Raw genomic sequence first — 17,068 nt, forward strand, 5'->3', positions numbered from 1 at the left:
GCGAATTAAAATTACCAACCAGTCCGCCCGGCATCACGCACGTGTGCCCCTTCAGCATCCAGTCCCGCAGCACCTGCCGCTTCGCCGGGAAACTACGGGCTCTGTATTCAGCAGTTGGACGTCCCAGAGTCAGTGGCTTTTTGGGGCATGTTCGCTGCTCCATTCGCCTGAAGTCTTGTGGACGAGCATTGAGTGCTTGAAATTCCGAACGGCTGGTGCGTATTTTGTACGCCTTGCCGCTGAGTCGGCCTGCACAAAAACGAAGGATTCGAGTCATGACCAGCGATGGCCACAATTCACTCGCGCAGCGATTGATGGGCATTGATGAAGTTGAGTGTGTTACTCCCGATTTGAATGGCATCGCCCGCGGCAAGGTGATGACCGGCGAAGGGTTTCTGCAAGGTCGCAGATTGCAAATGGCCCGAGGCGTATTGCTGCAATGCATCATGGGCGGCTATCCGCCGTCGCGCTTTTACGGCAGCGATGATGGCGACGTGGCGATGATCGCCGACCCGCAGCAGATTCATCGCCTGCCATGGAGTGCAGAACCGCGAGCCTTGGCTATCTGTGATGCCGAAGAGCTGAGTGGGCAGCCTTGCAGCCTGTCGACACGGGGGCAATTGAAGGCGGTGATCGCGCGCTATGCCAGGCACGGTCTGTCACCAGTGGTGGCGACCGAGCTGGAATTTTTTGTCTTCGCTCCCAATCCGGATCCGACCCACGCGTTTGTGCCACCTGCTGGTCTGGACGGACGCCGGGAAGAGGGTTTTTCCGCTTTCAGCATCAGTTCAAATAATGGCTTGCGGCCATTTTTCAGTGAGGTTTATGCCTGTATGGCCGCGCTGGGTTTACCCCGCGATACCTTCATGCATGAAATGGGTGTCAGTCAGTTCGAGATCAACCTATGGCACGGCGACCCTTTACTGTTGGCCGACCAGACGTTCCTGTTCAAGCACCTGCTCAAGGAAGTGGCGCTCAAACATGGCTTGATCGTGGTGTGCATGGCCAAACCGTTGGCGCACACGCCGGGCAGTTCGATGCATATTCATCAGAGCGTCGTGGACATTGCGACGGGCCGCAACGTCTTCACCTCGGATGATGGTTTGCCGACCGACCTGTTTCGGCATTTTCTGGGTGGGCAGCAGGCCTGCATGGCGGATTTCACGGCATTGTTCGCGCCCAATGTGAATTCCTATCAGCGGCTGTGTCATCCATTCGCCTCGCCCAATAATGCGTGCTGGTCCCATGATAATCGCGCCGCCGGTTTGCGCATTCCCGCCAGCACGCCAGAAGCGCGGCGTGTAGAGAATCGCTTGCCGGGTGCGGATGCCAATCCGTATCTGGCGATTGCCGCAAGTCTTGCTGCAGGTCTGTATGGCATCGAGCATGGCTTGGAACCGGAAGCTGCCGTGCAGGGGGAAATCCATGTGCCTGACCATTTGTCACTGCCATGTACCCTGCATGCTGCATTGGAACGTCTGAAACGCAGTCAGTTGGCCAAGGAACTGTTTGGTCATGAATTCATCGAAGGCTACATCGCTTCGAAGACGATGGAGCTGACCAGCTTTTTCGACGAAATTACCCCCTGGGAGCGGCGTGTTCTGGCCGCCCAGGCTTAAGAACCGCTGTTTTGCAGTCACCCCGTGCGGGTGACTGTTTATTTTTGGAAAGTCGATGCGCCAAATCTGGAAATCTTTTCAAGGGCTGTACTTTGCTTCGCTGATGATGTTGATCGGCTCGGGCCTGTTAAGTACCTACCTTGCGTTGCGACTGGCGGCTGATCAGGTCGACAGCCTGTGGGTTGGTGCGCTGATGGCGGCCAACTATTTCGGTCTGGTGCTGGGCGGCAAGATTGGTCACCGCCTGATCGGCCGGGTCGGCCATATCCGCGCGTACGCAACCTGCGCCGGGATTGTCGGCGCAGCCGTGCTGGGTCACGGTTTGATTGATTACCTGCCCGCGTGGCTGTTTCTGCGGATGATTGTCGGCCTGGGGATGATGTGCCAATACATGGTCATCGAAAGCTGGCTCAACGAGCAGGCAGAAGCCAAACAGCGGGGCAAGGTGTTCAGCGGCTATATGATCGCTTCGTACCTCGGCTTGGTACTCGGCCAGTTGATCCTCGTTATCCATCCACAATTGGGTCTTGAGCTGCTGATGCTGGTCGCGCTGTGCTTCGCATTGTGTCTGGTGCCCGTGGCCATGACCCGCAGCATCCACCCGGCGCCCATGCATCCCGCGCCGTTGGAGCCACGTTTTTTCATCGGGCGTGTGCCGCAGTCGTTGACCACCGTGTTGGGCGCTGGATTGATAATCGGCTCTTTTTACGGCCTGGCGCCGGTGTATGCGGCGGAGCAGGGGTTGTCGACCGAGCAGGTCGGTTTGTTCATGGGCTTCTGTATTCTGGCCGGGCTGTTGGTGCAGTGGCCGCTGGGCCTGCTGTCAGACCGCTATGACCGGGCGAGGCTGATGCGTGGTTTTGCCGGTGTGTTGGCTGTGGCTGCGTTGCCGTTGGCGGTACTGCCGAGCGTGCCGATCGAAGCGCTGTTCATCATTGGCTTCGTCGCCTCGCTGGTGCAGTTTTGCCTGTATCCATTGGCTGTGGCTTTTGCCAATGACCACGTTGAGGGCGAACGTCGGGTGTCACTGACGGCGATGCTGTTGATGACTTACGGTATCGGCGCGAGCATCGGTCCGTTGGCGGCAGGCGTCTTGATGAAGATGTTTGGCGGCAACATGCTTTATGCATTTGTCAGCTTTGCCGGGCTGGTTCTGGTTGTGCTGATCCGGCCGAAGGCTGTGACGCACATACACCAGGTCGACAACGCGCCGCTGCACCACGTGGCAATGCCGGACAGCATGTCCAGTTCGCCACTGGTGGTAGCGCTCGACCCACGGGTTGATGAGCAGGTGGTTCAGGATCAGATGCAGACCACGGTTGAGCCGGACGTTACGCCCCAAGAGTCTGTCGAGCCAGCAACTGAAACCGCTGCTCAGGGCGAGCCTGAAACGGCCACTAAACCGCAGGCAGTGGCAGAGCTGGAAGGCGAGGAGATCAATCGGCCTTGAGGCAAACGGTGCCGTCTGACTGGCAGCGGTTCCGCTGATTCGAGGGCACGAAAAAGGCGATTGCGGATGAGCGCAATCGCCTTTTTTATGCTGCCGGTCTTGCCTGGGAAATCGCTGCTCAGAAGTCGTCGTCTTTATCGAATCGGCGCGCTTCACGCTGCAGCTGATAGACAAAGCGTTCAACCTGGCGCTGCACCAGCCCGCTCATATTATGGAAACGCACGCCGGCGAAGGTGATGTTGACCCTTTCTTCGAAATGCAGGTAACGCAACTCCACCGGTGCGGTCATGGTGCCAAATGGCAGTTGCGCAGCAAACCGCTCGTAGACCTGGCCCAGTTGGATGCGTTCCGAGATGTCGCCTTCAAAGCGCAGCTTGCAGCCGGTCGCGGAGATATCCAGAAGCTTACCGCTCAGAGGTGCCTTGAGCTTGTCACCGCCAATTTCGACGTTAACCAGTGATGCGAGCTTGAGTGCTGCACGAAAGGCGTTGCGACGTTGGTGATAAATGACTTCCTCGGGCAGCGTGCCGCGGTAAAGCCGCTGTCCATCGTTGTCCGATATGGTCAATTGACCGCTGCTTTCCCACGCGATACGTACGCCGTCATGAAAGCCTTCGACACGAAAGGGCTCGCCGTTGGTGAGGAAACGTTCACCGTCGCGGGGGATCATTTCGTCCAGGGCCATGGTATTGGCTTCGCGATCTAGCTCGATCAGGTAGCTTTGAAAACGCTGGGTGCGCTCATGAAAGGTAATGATCAAGGGATCATGACTTTCAAGTAACTGCCGCAGGTTGGCGGCAATTTCCAAAGGTGTAGTTAAAACCTTTGGGGGCTGCGGAGCATCTTCCGCGCTTGAGCCATTCACTTTTTTCCATCTCCAGGCAAAATACGACAGCAACGCAATGACAGGCATTTTGCCAGCATGCAAAGCGCCTTGATACAGAAATTACGCTTGGCTTAACGGTCTTGGCTTGGCGCGCCCGGATGTCGAACCGCGGCTGTCATACAGTGTTGGCGTATCGCCCGTCAGGATTCTCAGCTGATGCGCCGTAGCAATTTGCTGATGCTGAATCGAGCCACCATTACTTTCGTTTGCCGCCTGACATTGCACAATCAACGCGCTCAGTTCATCGCCGGCCTTGACCAGTTCTTCGCCGACTGCCGAATGACTCGCCAGCTCAACCAGTCCTTTGCGGTCCGGACTCAAGCCCATGGCGACCAACAACTGACTGCGCTTGCGGCCATGTTGCTCCAGCAGAATCACCATTGCCTGCTTCTGCGCGAGGATATGTTCCATCTCGACCATGTCGCGACCGTGAAGGGCAATCGATTCGGCCTGCAAAAGCTCCAGCAACTGCCGAGCGGGTACGAAATCATCGGTGATCAGTTGCAGCAAAGTAGTGTCTTGCATCGCATGCTCTGGTTTTTAAGCGTCCAGAAAATCCACCGCGAGCACCGGGCTAGCGTTGGGCTTCGAAATTGAGCAGCTTGCTGGCCACCCGGTTGCTGTCCACCTGATAACTGCCGTCTGCAATTGCCTGCTTCAATTCCGCCACTCGGGCGCTGTTGACAGCCGGCTGATCGCGCAACGTATCGGTGATTTTCTTCAACTGCTGAGCCTCGCCGCTCAAATGAACGGATTCTCCGGTTTTGCCAGCTTCTACTGCTGCGCCGGTAGAGGCAGATTCGGTCTTGCCGGTTTCCTTGGTGCTGCTGGTGCGCGATGTACTGCCCACCGATGGCGCGTTGTTCAGCCTGCTGAAATCAATGACCATGATAAAAAACCTCTGGGTATTTGGACGCTTGCCATGGTTTCGACCAAATCCACGAAAACTTTAGTCCGAATGTGAAATGCATGTGAAGCGCACGTGAGAATAGACCTCACATCACGGGACTTGTTTCGCAGTCTAGAAAAAACCAGCGTTCTCTACCAGCAGTCAGTTATTGCACATGGCTATTCACATAGGCACTTCCACTTGTCCGGGGCCGGTAATGCTGGCTTTTATGACCCGTTTCGAGTTGAGGTTGCGCACGCGTATTTGCTCATTGAGCCCCCCATCCGACAAGGCTTCGCCGGGCATGCGTACCGCCAGAGTGCCGCTGCGCGCAATTATCACCACCTGATCGCCTTTATGGATGAGTTGCGGCTGTTCCAGATACGTCGGGGAAAGAACCTGATCCATAACCGCCGGTCGGACAGTTTTTTGCCCGACGGCTTGGTCCAGCGATGTGAGGAAACCTTGCCCGAGTCGACCGATGTCGCGCTCGCGCAGGGCGACATCCTCTTCGCTGACCAGACTGTCGCGCTTGAGGGGTCGCACGGCCGTCACGACGTTGCGAAACAGATGCACTTGGGCGGGGACGAATACCGTCCAGGGCGATGTGCCTTCGCAGCGAACCTTGACGTTGACCCGGCCCACGGGCTTCGGGCTTTCCAGTGATGCTGTCAAATCCTTGTCGCAAAAAGGCATACGCGTGCGTGGATCCAGCTGCTTGACCTCGATTTCCGAGCGGCCTTCGATTTGATTGGTCGCCAGATAGTCTTCAACAGTGAATTCAAGAAACCCCTGTGTGACGCCGATAAGCTGTTCAGGCAGTGTGAAAGTGTCGGCGCGGCTGAAACCGGCCAGGCTAAACAGGCACAGTGCTGCCATTACACAGAATAAGCTGCGTTTTCTGAAAGATGTGTGTCGGGAAATTGTCGTTTCTGTGTTCATAACGTATAAAAAGCAAGGGCCGTGCCGCTTCCCAAATGGGGTGAAGTGGTGATCGGTTGCTTTTGAAGGGGAGTCGGAGCATGGCCGGTGTAATGGATTCGGTGAACCAGCGCACGCAGCTGGTTGGGCAGAATCGCCTTGAGCTGTTGTTGTTCCGTCTCGACGGCAAGCAACTGTATGGGATCAACGTGTTCAAAGTGAAGGAGGTGCTGCAGTGCCCCAAACTTACCGTGATGCCCAAATCCAACCGCATCGTGCGTGGGGTGGCGAGTATTCGCGGCGGAACGATTCCAATCCTCGATCTGGCCATGGCGACAGGTTCGTCAGGGCAAATGAGCCTGGACAATACTTTCGTGATCATCACGGAGTACAACACCAAGGTTCAGGGCTTCCTGGTGCATTCGGTCGAACGCATCGTGAACATGAACTGGGAAGAGATCCATCCGCCACCCAAGGGGACGGGTCGCGACCACTACCTGACGGCCGTTACGCGGATCGATAATCAGCTAGTGGAAATCATCGATGTCGAGAAAATCCTTGCTGAAGTGGCACCGATTTCCGAGGCTGTTTCGGCCGGAGTGATCGATACGGAAACCCAGCACAAGGCCATTTCGCTCAAGGTTTTGACTGTCGACGATTCTTCGGTAGCGCGCAAACAGGTCAGTCGTTGCCTGCAGACGGTCGGTGTCGAGGTCGTGGCGCTGAACGATGGCCGTCAGGCGCTGGAATACCTGCGCAAGCTGGTCGAAGAGGGCAAGAAGCCCGAAGAAGAGTTTTTGATGATGATCTCCGACATCGAAATGCCGGAGATGGATGGTTACACACTCACTGCCGAGATTCGTAATGATCCTCGGATGCAAAAGCTCCATATCATTTTGCATACTTCTCTGTCCGGCGTGTTCAATCAGGCTATGGTGAAGAAGGTTGGCGCAGATGATTTCCTTGCCAAGTTCCGGCCTGATGATCTCGCGGCCAGGGTTGTGGATCGGATCAAGGCAGCAGATAACAGTTAGGGTTGCTGCTTCGGCACGGTCCGGCAACGTGGCTTGTGCTGAATGGCAACAGACCCTGGGGACGTCGTCCCTGGTGGTTCACATGATTTGAGAGGCGGCATCTTTGTCTACGGGTAATTTGGATTTCGAACAGTTCCGGGTTTTTCTGGAAAAAGCCTGTGGCATCCTGCTGGGTGAGAACAAGCAGTACCTTGTTTCCAGCCGTCTCAACAAGCTGATGGAACAACAGGGCATAAAATCCCTGGGTGAGTTGATTCAGCGCATTCAGGCCCAGCCTCGCAGCGGTTTGCGCGAGCAGGTCGTGGATGCCATGACCACCAATGAAACGCTGTGGTTTCGTGATACCTACCCATTTGAAGTCATGAAGAACAAGGTGTTGCCCGAGTCGATCAAGGCCAGTCCTGGCCAGCGCTTGCGTATCTGGTCCGCAGCTTGTTCGTCCGGTCAGGAACCGTACTCGCTGTCGATGACCATCGATGAGTTCGAGCGCAGCAATCCCGGACAGCTCAAGGCGGGAGTGCAAATTGTCGCTACCGACTTGTCCGGCCTGATGCTCACCAATTGCAAGTCGGGCGAATACGACAGTCTGGCGATTGGCCGGGGTTTGTCGCCGGACCGTTTGCAGCGTTATTTCGATGTGAAGACGCCGGGCCGCTGGGTGATCAAGGCACCGATCAAAAGTCGCGTCGAGTTTCGCGCCTTCAACTTGCTGGACAGCTACGCGAGCCTGGGCAAGTTCGATATCGTGTTTTGCCGCAACGTGTTGATCTATTTCTCTGCCGAAGTGAAAAAAGACATCCTTTTACGCATTCACGGCACGCTCAAGCGCGGTGGTTATCTATTCCTGGGCGCTTCCGAAGCGCTCAACGGTTTGCCGGATCACTACCAGATGGTTCAGTGCAGCCCGGGCATCATCTACCAGACCAAGTAGATCGGCCTGATCGATTAAAAAAGGGACCTTCGGGTCTCTTTTTTTGGGCCGGATCCTGTAGATGTCGTCTTGATCCTCATCACGCAACCCGTAGGACCGGCTTTAGCCGGGAGCAGGCCGATGCATTCGCAGCGGTTGCGTCGTCGCACCTTCCGCTCTCCCGGCTAAAGCCGGTCCTACGGATCCTGTCTATTGGCGCGAGTGCGGCAATGGCAAAATTACGGCGCTCTGTTTGCCGCATTTGCCCCGGATAGCGGAAACACCTTGCCGCTTTTCTGACATTGCCGTGCCATGACAGGCCTCGGGCCCTTGGTTTACGGGGATTTCAGAACTGGCACGCTGATTGCTTTGTCACTGATACGTAAATCTGGTCAACCGGTAAAGGTTTCCCGACATGAGCATCAGCTTCGATAAAGCGTTAGGTATCCATGAGCAGGCTCTCAACTTCCGCGCCAAGCGTGCCGAAGTGCTGGCCAACAACATCACCAACGCCGATACGCCAAATTACAAGGCTCGTGATCTGGAGTTCTCTTCCGTGCTCGCCGCTGAAAGCGACAAGGCCAAGAACGGCACGTTTGCGCTGAACAAGACCAACAGTCGCCATATCGAAGCTGAAGGCGTGGGCAACACCGACGGTTCGCTGTTGTACCGCACGCCTTCGGCGCCATCGCTGGATCAGAACACCGTGGACGCCCAGGTCGAGCAAGCCAGCTATACCGAGAACGCTATCGGTTTTCAGGCCAGCTTCACCCTGCTCAACAGTAAATTCAAAGGGCTGGTTGCAGCCCTTCGCGGAGAGTAATTCATGTCTCTAGCCAACGTTTTCAACATTGCCGGCAGCGGCATGAGTGCGCAGACCACTCGCCTGAACACCACCGCCAGTAACATCGCCAACGCTGAAACCGTGTCTTCGAGCATGGATCAGACTTACCGCGCGCGCCATCCGGTGTTCGCCACCGTGATGCAGGGGCAGGGCAACAGCGGTGGCGGTTCGTTGTTTCAGGATCAAGGCGAAGCCGGGCAGGGCGTGCAGGTCTCCGGAATTATCGAAGATGCTTCCAACCTCGAAGCGCGTTACGAGCCAAATCATCCTTCCGCCGACAAGGACGGGTACGTTTACTACCCCAACGTCAATGTCGTCGAAGAAATGGCTGACATGATTTCTGCCAGTCGGTCTTTCCAGACCAACGCGGAAATCATGAACACCGCCAAAACCATGATGCAGAAAGTCCTGACCCTCGGTCAGTGATAAGGGGCGAAACAAATGGCCGTTGAAGACGTATCGTCAACCAGTTTCATCAATGCACTGCAAAACCCGACGCCGACTGTTAGCAACTCGGGTGCCGCGCTGGGCAAGGATTCATTCCTGCAGTTGCTGGTGACGCAGATGAAGAACCAGAACCCACTGGATCCGCAGGACAACACGGCGTTCGTCGCCCAGCTGGCGCAGTTCAGTAGCCTGGAAAGCATGCAGAACCTGACCTCGACAGTCGATTCGATTGCCACCAGCTACAAGTCGTCGCAAGCCTTGCAGGCATCGTCTCTGGTTGGCCGCTCGGTGATCGTGGAAGCAGGTTCCACAGTTGTCGATACCACCAAGGGCATGACCGGTTCGGTTGTCGTTCCCGCATCGTCTACCGCCACGACGGTCAAGATTTACGACACCAGCATGAACCTGGTCGACACGGTGGACCTGGGTACCCAGCCTGCCGGCAAGACCAGCTTCACGTGGGATGGCACCAACAGCGACGGCGAAGCGGCCCCCGCTGGCACTTACAGCTTTGTCGCGAACGGCAGTATTGATGGCAAGGGCACTTCGTTGGCTACTTACTTGCCGGCCACGGTCAATAGCGTGACCACTTCCACCAATGGTGGGGAGATGACGCTTAATCTGGCGGGCGGTAGCAGCATCGCTTTGTCCAAAGTGCAAACAATCGGAATTTAGAGCCGACTAGACGGCGCAGGAGTGTTACATGTCATTCAATATCGGTCTTAGTGGGCTCTATGCGGCAAACAAAAGTCTCGACGTCACCGGCAACAACATTGCCAACGTCGCGACCACCGGCTTCAAGTCTTCCCGTGTGGAGTTTGCCGACCAGTACGCGCAATCCATTCGCGGCACGTCCGGCCAGACCAACGTCGGCAGCGGCGTAACCACCGCCGCCGTGTCGCAACAGTTCACCCAGGGCTCCCTGACCACCGGTACGGCCAACAGCCTGGACCTGGCGATCAATGGCAATGGTTTCTTCATGCTCAGCAACAACGGTGAAAAGCTCTACACCCGTGCGGGCGCATTCCATACCGACAAGGAAGGTTTTGTCGTTAATAGCTCTGGGCAGAATCTGCAAGGCTACAACGTCGATGGCAACGGCAACGTGGTGGTGGGTGCGTTGAGCAATCTCAAGGTCGACTCGTCGAACCTGGAGCCGAAAACAACCACTTCGATCACCAACAAGGCCAACTTTAACTCGTCGGAAGCGATTCCAACGGTGGCCACGTTCAGTCCGACCGACACCAAGAGCTACAACGTCAAATACAGCACGCCGATTTACGATACCCAGGGCAATGCCCACACCCTTGATCAGTATTTCGTGAAGACCGGTACCAATTCGTGGTCGATGTACTCGCTGGTTGACGGTCGCAACATCAGCGACCCAGGCACTGATCCAGTGGACGTAGCGGCTGACAAGGTTGATCTGTCGTTTGATTCCAGTGGTGCGTTGATTGTCAAAACGCCTACGACCGGTACGGGCGCGGCGCCTACTGATGGCGCGAACATCAAGTTCGATGCCACCGCTGGTACGTTCACTATCTCTGGCTGGAAGCCGGCAACGCCCGTTGTCAGCGGCACCACCACGACTTGGGTAGATAATGGCGCGAGCAGTTCAGACATCACGCTTAACATGATGACCGCCACCCAGACTGCTTCGGCATCGGGTTTGATCAGCCAGGATCAGGACGGCTATGCCACAGGCCAGATCAGCGCCATGAGCGTTGATGCCACCGGCAACCTGTTCGCGACCTACACCAACGGCAAGTCCAAGGTGATCGGCCAGGTTTCGCTGACCAACTTCGCCAACGTACAAGGCCTGGCACCTGCCGGCGGCACCAACTGGCGCGAAACCTTTGCTTCGGGCGTGCCGGTCAGCGGTGTGCCGGAGTCGGGAACGCTGGGCTACCTCACCGGCCAGGCGCTGGAGGATTCCAACGTCGACCTGACCGGCGAACTGGTTAACCTGATCAAGGCGCAGAGCAACTATCAGGCGAATGCGAAAACCATTTCGACTCAAAGCACCATCATGCAGACCACTATTCAGATGACCTGATAATGGGGTTGGACTGATGGATAAAGAACCCCTCTTCGGAGGGGTTTTTTTATCGCTGCGAATGACAGGTCTCAATAAAGGATAAACACTGATTCATATAGAAATAGGTGTCTGAAGTTATAGAGCTGTCGCACAATTTATATGGAAATTTCCTACTTGCATTGCTGAGACAATAAAAACTCCTTAATAAGCGCCGCGCTTGCGGTTCGGGAGTTTTCATGTCGTTCAATGTTGCTATCAGCGGTATCAACGCTGCCAATAAAAGGCTTGAAGTGGCCGGTAATAATATTGCCAATGTCGGGACGCTCGGTTTCAAGTCGTCTCGCGCAGAGTTCGCGGCACTTTATTCATCAGCACATTTGAGTAATGGACGCAACGCCACAGGTGACGGCGTGCGTTTGGCCAATGTGTCGCAGAACTTCAATCAAGGCACTTCCATGACCACCCATGGCCGGCCGCTGGATATGCGGATTCAAGGTAACGGATTCTTTGTGGTCAGTGATGGCGGTGCCCTGGCGTATACCCGCGCCGGGGCTTTCTTGAAGGACGCCGAGGATTTTGTGGTGGACAGCGAAGGCGGGCGCTTGCAAGGCTACGCGGCCAATGAGAAAGGCGAGATTATTGATGGGGTGCGTACCGATCTGAGGATCGACACTTCGGCCATGGCTCCCAGGTTCACGACGCGGATCTCGGACACGATCAACCTGAACGCGTCATCGCAATCACTGGGCGCGTTACCGAAGTTTGACGCAGGTGATGCAGCCACTTATACCAAGGTGACGCAAACAACCATCCAGGACAAAGGAGTCGGTGCTATACCGCCCGCTGACCATCAACTCAGCCAATATTTCGTCAAGACGGACGACGATCAGTGGTCAATGTATGTATTGATCGATGGCCGCAATCCGGTTGATCCTTCCAGTACCAGCGCGCTGCACGTCACTTTAAATAAAGCAGCGGATGGGACAATCAAATATTCCGGCAATACCGAACATATCAGAAAACTCTCCGATACGGAGTTCACATTGATTGGCTGGAAGCCCGCGCAACAAACAGGAGATTCGTGGAGTGTCAGTCCTGCGCCAAATAATGGCGCGGTTTCTCTGTCTCTGGAGGATGGCGCGCTCAGTGCGCTGGATGATAATGATCCAGTGATGGTGCGTCCTGTTCCGGTATTCGATGTTTCCGATATCAAAACCTACAACAACACGTTCCCCACTGGCATCTTCGACAGCCAGGGCAACAAGCATGAACTCATGCAGTATTTCATCAAGGACGGCGTGAACAGTTGGCAGATGCAGCTTCTGGTCAACGACCGCAGTCCCATGGACCCTGGCTCGAAACAGCCGCTGACGGCGAATATTGTGTTCAACACCGACGGGTCATTGCGGTCGATCACCGGTTCTCCGGGGTTGACGGCCAGTGGCGACGGCAAGCTTCAGCTGCAAGGCTGGGTGCCGGCCAAGGTGCGGGATCGAGGTACCAGTCGTGAGCAATGGATATCCAATGGCGCGGTTGCCGGTGCGGGCGGCATCACCCTTGATATGAGCAAGCTCAGCCAATACAGCGCTGCAACGGCGCGGACTTCGCCACAGGCCGATGGTCACGCCGCTGGCGGATTGATGGGCCTGAACCTTGAGCACGACGGGACTCTGCGGGCTTCGTTCAGTAACGGGCTGACTCGCAATATCGGGCGGGTCATGCTCGCCAGTTTTGCTAATGAGCAGGGTTTACAACCGCAAAGCGATTCGCGCTGGACCGAAACCAATGCGTCGGGCATCGCCAATTACGGCACCGCCGGGGTCGGTACGCTGGGCAGTATTATCGGCGGGGCGCTGGAGGGTTCAAACGTCGAACTCAGCGACGAACTGATCGAGTTGATTCAGGCACAGACCGCGTATCAGGCGAACTCCAAGGCGATCTCGACGGAGGTCACGTTGCTGCAAACCTTGATTCAATCCACTTGATAAATGGCGATGAGCACTGTCGCAATCAGATTGAGCAGTCCGATTTGATGAATGCGCCGTGCAAGCGAGTCCAGCCCTTTCCGGGGCTGGTTTGCGCGCAGACCACGCGGTCTGCGCCTTGCCACTTGTAATAGCGGGCGGTCTGGGCCTGGGCGCTTATAGGGCCCAGCACCAGCACCAGCACCAGCAGCGTTGCGATGATCAGTGTGAAACCAATGCGGCTGTTCATGAGTACCTGCTGCGCTGAAGAGTGCGCTGTGATCAAGCCTATCACCGCGCGGGTGGGTGCGAGGAAATTTCATGGATGCGATGCTGGCGGTTCACCGAAGTTTTTTTGGCGGCGCCTCCGGTGGTTTTGGCCAAATGCGGCAGTCCGCCGCCGCGTCGGCAGAACGAATTTTGCCGGAGATAGCGCCTGCGCCCGATATTGCTGGCCAATCAGTGCTTTGTACCAGTCCTGACAAGTTGGTTCGATAATTGCTTTGTCCCTATCAGAACAGCTACAGGCGGCAAGCGTCTGTCAGAGGAGGAAGACTGTGGACAAGTTGCTTTACGTCGCAATGAGCGGTGCATCCGAAAACGCCATTGCGCAAAAGGCTCATGCCAACAACCTGGCAAACGTCTCTACCAACGGTTTCCAGCGTGACCTTGAACAGGCGCGTTCGATGCCGGTGTTTGGTGAGGTTCAGCCGTCGCGTGCCTACGCCATGAGCGAGCGTCCCGGGACTGACTTCAGTGGCGGCGCAATGATCGACACGGGTCGCGACCTCGACGTTGCCGTCAAGGGCGATGGCTGGATTGCCGTGCAGACACCTGATGGTGGCGAGGCCTACACCCGCACTTCGAGCATGAACATCGATGCTCTCGGCGTGTTGCGTGATGGCAGCGGTTTGCCGGTTATGGGCAACGGCGGTCCTATCGCCGTGCCGCCTCAGCAGCAGATCGAGATCGGCGCCGACGGCACGATCAGTGTTCGCTCCCTGGGCGAAACGCCAACTGTCATGGCGCAGATCGACCGCATCAAGCTGGTAAGGCCCGACATAAAGAACATGGAAAAAGGCCCTGACGGCCTGATGCACACCAAGAGCGGGGCTGCCGCGCCGGCAGACGCCACCGTTCAGGTTGAATCAGGTTTCCTGCAGGCGAGCAACGTGAACGCCGTTGAAGAGATGACTTCGGTACTGACCCTGTCCCGTCAATTTGAATTGCACGTCAAGATGATGAAGACCGCCGAGACCAACGACGAGTCCATGGCTCGCGTCTTGCAGATAGGCTAACCATTGACAGCTTGCGTCGATAATCCGACGCACGAGGAGAGAAACAATGCTTCCTGCACTATATGTCGCCAAAACCGGTCTGGCCGCTCAGGACACCAACCTGACGACCATCTCCAACAACCTGGCCAACGTGTCGACCACCGGTTTCAAAAGTGATCGCGCTGAATTTCAGGACCTGCTGTATCAGATCAAACGTCAGCCAGGCGCCCAGTCGACCCAGGACAGCGAATTGCCGTCCGGCCTGCAATTGGGTACCGGTGTACGGATCGTTGGCACCCAGAAGAACTTCACTGCTGGCAGCCTGCAAACCACCAACAACCCGCTCGACCTGGCGGTAAATGGTCGTGGGTTTTTCCAGGTCATGCAGCCTGATGGCACCATCGCCTACAGCCGCGACGGTACCTTTCACCTGGACTCCAACGGCCAGATCGTGACCTCCAACGGCTATGCGCTCGAGCCTGCGATTGTCGTGCCGCAGAACGCCCAGACCTTTACGGTCGGCCAGGACGGTACAGTGTCGATCACGCTTGCGGGCGCCGTTGCTACGCCGCAGGTCATCGGCAACATCCAGACCTCGGACTTCATCAACCCGGCCGGTTTGCAGGCTCAGGGCGGTAACCTCTTTCTGGAAACCGCTTCCAGCGGCGCCCCGCAAGTCGGCACACCTGGCCTCAACGGTCTTGGTCCGGTTTTGCAGAACACCCTGGAAAACTCCAACGTCAGCACCGTTGAGGAGCTGGTCAACATGATCACCACCCAACGCGCCTACGAGATGAACTCCAAAGTGATCTCGACTGCCGACCAGATGCTGCAAAACATCACGCAAAACCTGTAAGGCCTTGATGGATCTGTCCGGCCTGTTGCATCACCTGCTCAATCCGATAGGGCGCCTGATAAGCGTCTGCTACACCGCGAGGTTTTAAGTGTCATGAAACGGCTTCCTGTTCTGCGGCTTTCTCTGTTGGTCGTTCCATTCTGTGGAATCGCCCTGCTGACGGGTTGCGTTGCCCCGGCTTCCAAGCCTAATGACCCTTATTACGCGCCGGTGTTGCCGCGCACACCGTTGCCTGCTGCGGCGAACAACGGCTCGATCTATCAAGCGGGTTTCGAGCAAAACCTGTATGGCGACCGCAAGGCTTACCGGGTCGGTGACATCATCACCATCACCCTGTCCGAGCGGATGGCGGCGAGCAAGGCGGCCAGTTCCGGGATCAGCAAAAGCAGCAGTAACAGCATCGGCCTGACCTCGCTGTTCGGCGCCGGTTTGAGCACCAACAACCCGCTGGGTGGTGGTGATCTGAGCCTGAACGCCGGGTATAACGGCAACCGTGTCACCAAAGGCGACGGCAAGTCTGCACAAAGCAACAGCCTGACCGGTTCGGTCACTGTGACCGTTGCCGATGTGATGCCCAACGGCATTCTGTCGGTGCGTGGCGAGAAGTGGATGACTCTGAACACCGGCGACGAGCTGGTGCGCATTGCCGGCCTGATCCGCGCCGACGATATCGCCACCGATAACACCGTTTCCTCCACGCGTGTGGCGGATGCGCGCATTACTTATTCAGGTACCGGTTCGTTCGCCGATTCCAGTCAGCCGGGGTGGTTCGATCGGTTCTTCCTCAGCCCGTTGTTCCCTTTCTGATAGCGGGATAGACATGATCAAGCTCAAGCAACTGATAGCCGCCGTACTGCTGCTGTCCGCCACGTTCGGTGCACACGCCGAACGTTTGAAAGACATCGCCAGTATTTCCGGCGTGCGGACCAACCAATTGATCGGCTACGGCCTGGTGGTCGGCCTCAACGGTACCGGTGACCAGACCACGCAGACGCCGTTCACCTTGCAGACCTTCAACAACATGCTGGCGCAGTTCGGCATCAAGGTGCCGACCGGTTCCGGTACGGTGCAGTTGAAGAACGTTGCCGCCGTGGCGGTGTATGCCGACCTGCCGCCGTTCGCCAAGCCGGGGCAGATGGTCGACATTACTGTCTCGTCCATCGGTAACTCGAAAAGCCTGCGCGGCGGTGCGTTGCTCATGACGCCCATGAAAGGTGTCGACGGCAACGTCTACGCCATTGCCCAAGGCAACCTGGTGGTGGGCGGCTTCGATGCCGAGGGTCGTGACGGCTCGAAGATTACTGTCAACGTCCCATCGTCCGGGCGAATTCCGGGTGGCGCATCGGTAGAGCGTGCCGTGCCAAGCGGTTTCAATCAGGGCAATACCTTGACCCTGAACCTGAACCGCTTCGATTTCACCACCGCCAAGCGCGTGGTCGACAAGATCAACGATCTGCTCGGGCCTGGTGTTGCCCAGGCGCTGGACGGCGGTTCGGTGCGGGTGACTGCGCCGCTGGATCCAAGTCAGCGCGTGGATTATCTGTCGGTGTTGGAAAACCTTGAGGTCGATCCGGGCCAGACTTCCGCCAAAGTCATCATCAATTCCCGCACCGGCACCATCGTCATCGGCCAGAACGTCAAAGTATCGCCGGCCGCCGTGACCCACGGCAGCCTGACCGTGACGATTACCGAAGACCCGATTGTCAGCCAGCCGGGTGCTTTGTCCGGCGGTCAGACCGTGGTCGTGCCGCGCTCGAAGATCAACGCGCAACAAGAGCTGCATCCGATGTTCAAGTTCGGCCCTGGCACCACGCTGGATGAAATCGTTCGCGCGGTTAACCAGGTGGGCGCTGCGCCCGGCGACTTGATGGCCATTCTCGAAGCATTGAAGCAGGCCGGCGCGTTGCAAGCCGACCTGATCGTGATCTGAGGA

The 17,068-nt window shown here is 56.8% G+C and carries 19 protein-coding genes; 14 read left to right on the top strand and 5 right to left on the bottom strand.

The features are described from left to right. Positions 1-377: 377 nt before the first annotated feature. Entirely contained in the window at positions 378-1,619 is a 1,242-nt protein-coding gene (locus AABC73_RS08320) for a glutamine synthetase family protein (RefSeq protein WP_341524194.1), read from the top strand. A gap of 55 nt (positions 1,620-1,674) precedes the next feature. Next, on the top strand, positions 1,675-3,069 hold the full coding sequence (locus AABC73_RS08325) for an MFS transporter (RefSeq protein ID WP_341523170.1): 1,395 nt from the start codon (positions 1,675-1,677) through the stop codon (positions 3,067-3,069). Between the two features lie 118 nt (positions 3,070-3,187). Here AABC73_RS08325 and AABC73_RS08330 read toward each other — a convergent pair whose 3' ends face one another. From AABC73_RS08330 to flgA, 4 genes are all read right to left on the bottom strand, one after another. Then, the gene (locus AABC73_RS08330) at positions 3,188-3,934 is read right to left on the bottom strand and encodes a flagellar regulator YcgR PilZN domain-containing protein (RefSeq protein ID WP_341523171.1); all 747 of its coding nucleotides are present in this window, start codon (positions 3,932-3,934) and stop codon (positions 3,188-3,190) included. 81 nt (positions 3,935-4,015) lie between these two features. Next, positions 4,016-4,480 (bottom strand): flagellar protein FlgN, encoded by a 465-nt coding sequence (locus tag AABC73_RS08335; RefSeq protein ID WP_341523172.1) that lies wholly within the window; start codon positions 4,478-4,480, stop codon positions 4,016-4,018. Between the two features lie 49 nt (positions 4,481-4,529). Next, a complete protein-coding gene (flgM, locus tag AABC73_RS08340; protein ID WP_341523173.1) occupies positions 4,530-4,844 on the bottom strand; it encodes a flagellar biosynthesis anti-sigma factor FlgM in 315 nt (104 codons plus the stop codon). A gap of 183 nt (positions 4,845-5,027) precedes the next feature. Then, positions 5,028-5,786: a flagellar basal body P-ring formation chaperone FlgA gene (gene flgA / locus AABC73_RS08345; RefSeq protein WP_341523174.1), complete on the bottom strand. Its 759-nt coding sequence runs from the start codon at positions 5,784-5,786 to the stop codon at positions 5,028-5,030. Between the two features lie 80 nt (positions 5,787-5,866). Here flgA and AABC73_RS08350 point away from each other — a divergent pair, with 80 nt between their 5' ends. From AABC73_RS08350 to AABC73_RS08380, 7 genes are all read left to right on the top strand, one after another. Beyond that, positions 5,867-6,799, top strand: a complete 933-nt coding sequence (locus AABC73_RS08350; RefSeq protein WP_341523175.1) for a chemotaxis protein CheV — start codon at positions 5,867-5,869, stop codon at positions 6,797-6,799. Positions 6,800-6,902: 103 nt separating this feature from the next. Further along, positions 6,903-7,730, top strand: a complete 828-nt coding sequence (gene cheR / locus AABC73_RS08355; protein ID WP_341523176.1) for a protein-glutamate O-methyltransferase CheR — start codon at positions 6,903-6,905, stop codon at positions 7,728-7,730. 394 nt (positions 7,731-8,124) lie between these two features. Continuing rightward, positions 8,125-8,532, top strand: a complete 408-nt coding sequence (flgB, locus tag AABC73_RS08360; RefSeq protein WP_341523177.1) for a flagellar basal body rod protein FlgB — start codon at positions 8,125-8,127, stop codon at positions 8,530-8,532. 3 nt (positions 8,533-8,535) lie between these two features. Then, positions 8,536-8,979 (top strand): flagellar basal body rod protein FlgC, encoded by a 444-nt coding sequence (flgC, locus tag AABC73_RS08365; RefSeq protein WP_341523178.1) that lies wholly within the window; start codon positions 8,536-8,538, stop codon positions 8,977-8,979. Positions 8,980-8,994: 15 nt separating this feature from the next. Then, positions 8,995-9,675 (top strand): flagellar hook assembly protein FlgD, encoded by a 681-nt coding sequence (locus AABC73_RS08370; RefSeq protein WP_341523179.1) that lies wholly within the window; start codon positions 8,995-8,997, stop codon positions 9,673-9,675. Positions 9,676-9,703: 28 nt separating this feature from the next. Beyond that, entirely contained in the window at positions 9,704-11,056 is a 1,353-nt protein-coding gene (gene flgE, locus AABC73_RS08375) for a flagellar hook protein FlgE (protein WP_341523180.1), read from the top strand. Positions 11,057-11,274: 218 nt separating this feature from the next. Further along, positions 11,275-13,023: a flagellar hook-basal body complex protein gene (locus tag AABC73_RS08380; protein WP_341523181.1), complete on the top strand. Its 1,749-nt coding sequence runs from the start codon at positions 11,275-11,277 to the stop codon at positions 13,021-13,023. Between the two features lie 25 nt (positions 13,024-13,048). Here the strand turns inward: AABC73_RS08380 and AABC73_RS08385 are convergent, their stop codons facing one another. After that, positions 13,049-13,252, bottom strand: a complete 204-nt coding sequence (locus AABC73_RS08385) for a hypothetical protein (RefSeq protein ID WP_341523182.1) — start codon at positions 13,250-13,252, stop codon at positions 13,049-13,051. A gap of 71 nt (positions 13,253-13,323) precedes the next feature. Here AABC73_RS08385 and AABC73_RS08390 point away from each other — a divergent pair, with 71 nt between their 5' ends. The 5 genes from AABC73_RS08390 to AABC73_RS08410 all read left to right on the top strand — a co-directional run bounded on the left by AABC73_RS08390 (position 13,324) and on the right by AABC73_RS08410 (position 17,065). Then, the gene (locus AABC73_RS08390; RefSeq protein ID WP_341523183.1) at positions 13,324-13,500 is read left to right on the top strand and encodes a hypothetical protein; all 177 of its coding nucleotides are present in this window, start codon (positions 13,324-13,326) and stop codon (positions 13,498-13,500) included. 59 nt (positions 13,501-13,559) lie between these two features. Continuing rightward, positions 13,560-14,300: a flagellar basal body rod protein FlgF gene (locus tag AABC73_RS08395; RefSeq protein ID WP_341523184.1), complete on the top strand. Its 741-nt coding sequence runs from the start codon at positions 13,560-13,562 to the stop codon at positions 14,298-14,300. 46 nt (positions 14,301-14,346) lie between these two features. After that, positions 14,347-15,135: a flagellar basal-body rod protein FlgG gene (flgG, locus tag AABC73_RS08400; RefSeq protein WP_020290767.1), complete on the top strand. Its 789-nt coding sequence runs from the start codon at positions 14,347-14,349 to the stop codon at positions 15,133-15,135. Positions 15,136-15,228: 93 nt separating this feature from the next. Continuing rightward, positions 15,229-15,942 carry a flagellar basal body L-ring protein FlgH gene (gene flgH / locus AABC73_RS08405; protein ID WP_341523185.1) on the top strand — a complete coding sequence of 238 codons (714 nt, stop codon included), beginning with the start codon at positions 15,229-15,231 and terminating at the stop codon, positions 15,940-15,942. A 13-nt stretch (positions 15,943-15,955) separates the two neighbouring features. Further along, positions 15,956-17,065 carry a flagellar basal body P-ring protein FlgI gene (locus tag AABC73_RS08410; RefSeq protein WP_341523186.1) on the top strand — a complete coding sequence of 370 codons (1,110 nt, stop codon included), beginning with the start codon at positions 15,956-15,958 and terminating at the stop codon, positions 17,063-17,065. Positions 17,066-17,068 lie beyond the last annotated feature (3 nt).

Origin of the sequence: Pseudomonas sp. G.S.17, from assembly GCF_038096165.1 — a bacterium.
Lineage (GTDB): Bacteria > Pseudomonadota > Gammaproteobacteria > Pseudomonadales > Pseudomonadaceae > Aquipseudomonas.